The sequence below is a fragment of the Johannesbaptistia floridana genome (assembly GCF_057440575.1).
Map to the genome: position 1 here is coordinate 1 of NZ_JALKVM010000420.1, position 5,078 is coordinate 5,078.

1 protein-coding gene is annotated in these 5,078 nt (G+C 38.8%); it reads right to left on the reverse strand.

The window, feature by feature from the left end; all coding sequences use genetic code 11:
- Positions 1–800: 800 nt before the first annotated feature.
- Positions 801–4,358 carry a DISARM system helicase DrmA gene (gene drmA, locus MW688_RS24005; protein WP_486738540.1) on the reverse strand — a complete coding sequence of 1,186 codons (3,558 nt, stop codon included), beginning with the start codon at positions 4,356–4,358 and terminating at the stop codon, positions 801–803.
- Positions 4,359–5,078: the final 720 nt, after the last annotated feature.

Sequence of the window (5,078 nt, forward strand, 5' to 3'; positions counted from 1 at the left end):
TAGGGGGCGCAAGCCAATCATAGGGGGCGCAAGCCAATCATAGGGGGCGCAAGCCTTGCGCCCCTACTAGATTGCACCACAACGAAAACCATGCTGATGTTCATCGTTTATTGCTAGATTTAAATCTTGTGTAACAAAACACATCAAAAAAATTTCTGAAAATCCTCATCCTGTTGTCTGGCAAAGAAATTATTATGAAACAATTCAATTATATTCTCGAATATATTCGTTATATTCCGCAAGAATGGGCTGAAGATCCCGAAAAATTAGAAACCCAATCAGAAGATATCTTAATTGACTTTGTTTTCTAAAATTTATTCTTATTTTATCCCTCTTTAAAGCGATCGCCTTAGATCAAAGCACCAGTACTATTGTACTAACTAATCCTTATTCAAAATTGATTTTTTAATTAAACTCACCCCCTCAGAGAACAAAAGTACTATTTTATCAAAATACTGAATATGTCTTGAGTGTCAACCAATTTTTAAGGGCGATCGCATTAATTCTTTAACTCATTACTTCAAAACTTCAAAACTTCAAGACTTCAAGACTCCTTACTCATTACTTCTTACTCCTTACTCCTTACTCCTTACTTCTTACTTCAAAACTCATTACTTCAAAACTCATTATTCATCCACAAGTAAATGAGTGATAAAGATGCGAGGGTCTGAGTTTATTGCTGCCCTTGTAGGGGCGCAAGGCTTGCGCCCCTATTTATCAAGGCTTCTAGTTCTTCCTCTGTAAGAATTAATGGTATTTTTTGACATATAAACTACTTAATAAATTCAAGGTCCTGTAGTTCATTTCTCTAGATCTTGATTAACATTCTTTTGACCAAAAGGTTGAGGAAGACGATCGCCATCTTCATCAGGAGGTTGATCGGTAAAAATTAAGCCAATACTCGGTTCTACATTACGCAGGGAATTAAGACAGGTAAACTCTTCCCATTTATCCCCAATCGCTGGGGTAAGTAAGCCAACACTTTCTCCATCTCTTTTTTGATAGGCTAGAGTACTTCCACCCATTAAATTTTGAGCATTATCGTACCAAGTTTTTAGTTTTTCTGTGAGGATACGTCTTATTTCTTGACTTTGTTGAATATTTTCAATATGACAGGTGCGGTTGGCGATCGCTTCTACGGCGGCTTGTACACTAGCATGGTCTAGCTGTATTTTTCCTGCTTCTTTATTGCCATTCAAACTGGTTTCATTGAGTCTGATTAAAGATACTAACAAAGCAGTTAAACCGCGATATAATGCTCCTGGGGCGAAGGGTGTCACGGATAAAGCTTCTACATTCTGATAAAAAGTGGCGTGATAGTGAGTAAACCTCTCATAATGGGATAAATCCCTGGGTCTTGCCCAATTATATAGAGTTAATACTAAACCTGGATAACTACGACCAACACGAGAGGTGGCTTGAATATATTCTGCGGTGTTTTTCGGTTGTCCACAGACTACCATGATACCGAGGCGTTTTACATCTACTCCCACGGAAATCATGTTGGTAGCCAAAACCACATCCAAAGGCTTTTTACCCTTAACTTTTTGTTTTTTAGACTGAGTTTTAAAAGGAGTTTCTAACTTATCTAAAATCAGGGGAATCTCAGTAGAATCTTTACGAGAAGTCAACTCATCTATTTCTCTAATTAAACGATTACTGAGACCTCTTTTTTCCATTTTATTTAAACGTAGACGAATATCATCATCTAATAATCGTCTAGTGCCGCCTAATTCCCGTAAGGAGTTAAAATAGCCTACGAGAGTCATCCAGGGGTCTACTGAATCACCATATTTTTCATAGAGAGATTGGGCACTTGCTAAGGCGGCGATATATACACGGATGATTGCGGCTTTTACTCTTCTACCTTGAGCACAAATACCTAGATATACTCGACCTGGTGTAGCTTCGTTGGTTGGTCTTTGGCGAGAGAAGAAGTTGTCTTGAATATTAATAGCTTGGGGAGGAAAAACCTGTAGTTTGCGTGCAAAGAGATTATGTACTTGGGTAGTAGCTTGTTTAATCGTGGCGGTAGAGGCGATAATTTTGGGGTATACTTTTTTACCATTGAGTTCCCAGGTACATAGACTATCTACTGCTGTTTCATAGAGTCCCACTAAACTGCCTAAAGGGCCACTAATTAGGTGTAATTCGTCTTGAATAATTAAATCTGGTGGACGTAGTTGTGGGTGAGAGACGGTATGAGAGGCGGGATGAAGGCGAGTAGCTTTATGGTGGTCGCTGTCTGGTAAATCTGGAGAACGAAAGCCATGGCGATCGCAGTAGCCACTAATTCTGCCAAATAACATTTGTACTGGTCCTTTCCATGGCATTTGGGCAAATTTATCTACTGTAGCTATTAATAGAGTTGGTAACCGACGATATATCTCTTCATCTACTACTAAAATGGGTAATCCTTCTCCTTGACTAAACTGACATTGTCCGAGGAGGTCGCCGCATTTAATAAATGTTCTGCCTCTGCCTTTGTCTACATTTTCTACTTCAATGTTTTTTCCTTTGTCGATATCATGGCCACACCAAGGACAATTAGTCAATTGATGGGGGGATCCTCCTCGACTAAATGTTCCCTGTCCTCGGCTTCTTTTCACATATTCTTCACTTCCTGATGTATAGTTCGGTGTGCTATTTTGTCCTACCCAAAGACCAATCCGAAAGGGTTCACTACCCCATTTATTTTCATTTTCTCGGCGTATAGCTTCACAGGCACAAATTAAGGTAGTAGCCCTTTGGAATTGTTGTAAGGTTAATAGACGTAGGGTATAGCGCATCAATACTGTTACGCCTGCGGGATGTTTATCTCCCTGGATTCCTTGGAGTCTTCTAATCCCCATAGTGTAGGCAGCTACTCCCAAGTATGCCTCTGTTTTTCCTCCTCCTGTGGGAAACCAGAGTAAATCGGCGATCGCGCTTTCTAGATTACTTCTTTCTGGATGATTCAACTCGGTCAAACTGGGTATATTTAGTAACACAAAAGCCAATTGAAATGGATACCAACTCCGATTTTTTGGTATATCTATATCTGTTAATTCTACTTTTTCCCCTCTACGTTTTTTCTCACTATATATAGAATGTATGCGCTGTTGCCACATAGCACGATTCATAAAGGCAAAAGCTTCTCTAGCTTCTGAATTATTAATTAAGGTATTGATTCCTGCTTGGATACGAGTTAAGGTTTTTTGGCATTCTGCTAGGGATTTAGTGGCGGTTTCTTGATATGTAGCCAAACTTGGGTCTATTTCTAGTTGTTTATATTGTTCTTTTAACCAGTTATCATAGGCTTTAGTTAAACTATATAGTGTTTCTGGGTTAATCTCAGCTAATTTTTGCATATCTAAGACTAAATCAGCTAATTCTGGTATTTCTGCTACTGATGGTGGTTGAGTTTTGGCAACTTCGTAACGAGGAATCATGCTAGTAGTCAAAGAAATAGCTTTAGTGTGGGTATCATTAGCCTTTTTGGCTATCACACTAGTACCATGTCCGACGGCGAACTCGATTTGGTCGCGATATAACATAGCCATTAGTTGATTTTCCTGTTGATTCAGAGGATTTAGCATACTAATTGGCGTAGATATGGGTTTACGAACAAAAATCTCTGGATTACTAGAATCTACTGCTGTTACTTTTAATTCTGGTTGAAATAGCCAGGCGCGATCTCTATTTCTACTCGGTTCAGTTTGGGCATTTACTAAAAATAGAGAAATAATCCATTCTTGATTATCTAATCTCCGTACTGTTCCTTCTACATATACTTCTGGCGCCTGTTCAGGATTTACTACCCAGTGTATGGACTGATTTACAGATAATTCTATCGGGGTTTTCCCGGTCATGGGATAACGTCGCCATACTCTGATGGGGTCTCCATTTTCCTTAAAAATTTCCTGGCTTTCTTCTCGTTCATATCTTCCCCAACTTGCCTGAATTGTTATGGCATGACATTGACTATCGACACAAAAAGTTAGTCCCAAAGATGAGGGAAACATGGTATTTATCGGAGGAGTAGTAATGTCTGTGGAGTCTTCTTCAGCGCTTCCGGCATCGGCAATAACTGTGCTGTCTTGTTCTGCTGCCGCTTCTGCTTGAGTAATTAGGCGTTTTTGTGGCGCTAGTAAACCTACTAAATAGCGATCGCTTACACTACTTTCTGTGATTTCTTCTGTTTCCCCTCCCACTGGTCCTAGTAGGTCTTTTATTATAGCTGTTTCTAATTCAGTGCGTAGTTGATAGGGGCTTGGTGTTTTCAATTGTGTTTTTTTGTGGGTTTCTACCATGATTACTGTTGCTAAGAGCGATCGCTTTTCCTTATTTTGACATACTCCTATTTCTGATGAGCACAAAATACACAGGAATTTAATTTTCTTGAAAAACTGGCTATAAATTTAGAACGCCCACCAAAATATCTCATGATTTTTCAGTATTTATGCTTAAATTCTGCTAAAGGGCGCAAGCCTTGCGCTAAAGGGCGCAAGCCTTGCGCCCCTACTAGTGCGAGTCTAAAGGATTTTTGCCTCCCAAAAATAAGTGTAAATAGGAAAATGTACCTCACTTGTTTTGGAATTGCTATAATTATCATAATTAAGAATAAAAAGCTGATTAACCATTAACCATGACGGCCATCACAATTCCTGAAGCCAGTAGGTTGGGCCCTTGTCACGAAACCCAACATTATTCAAATACTATAGCTAAGAAGGTATAAATTTATCGTCCTCAACAAGCAGTAGAGATAGTTAAAAACGTAAAATAATAGTAGGGAAAACTTACTATTATACCAGCTATAACCAGAGGTATTTTTTCTATATTGTACATTTGTTGCAAAAATGTAAACTTTTAAGACAATTACAATCTTCAATGTAACTGATGAGTGGAGAAAATGCTATATAGTATTTATAGATGAGTCGCGCTTAGCCTTTTTTATAGGTGTAAGAAACAGAAATGATCCGCTGAACTTGGATACATAAATAGGAATACCTTTGATCGTATCGAAGTTTACCCTAACTGGGCGTGTAAGGTCAAGCTAGTTATTGAGTCTACATATCTAGTGTAGAGTACCGAGTAAT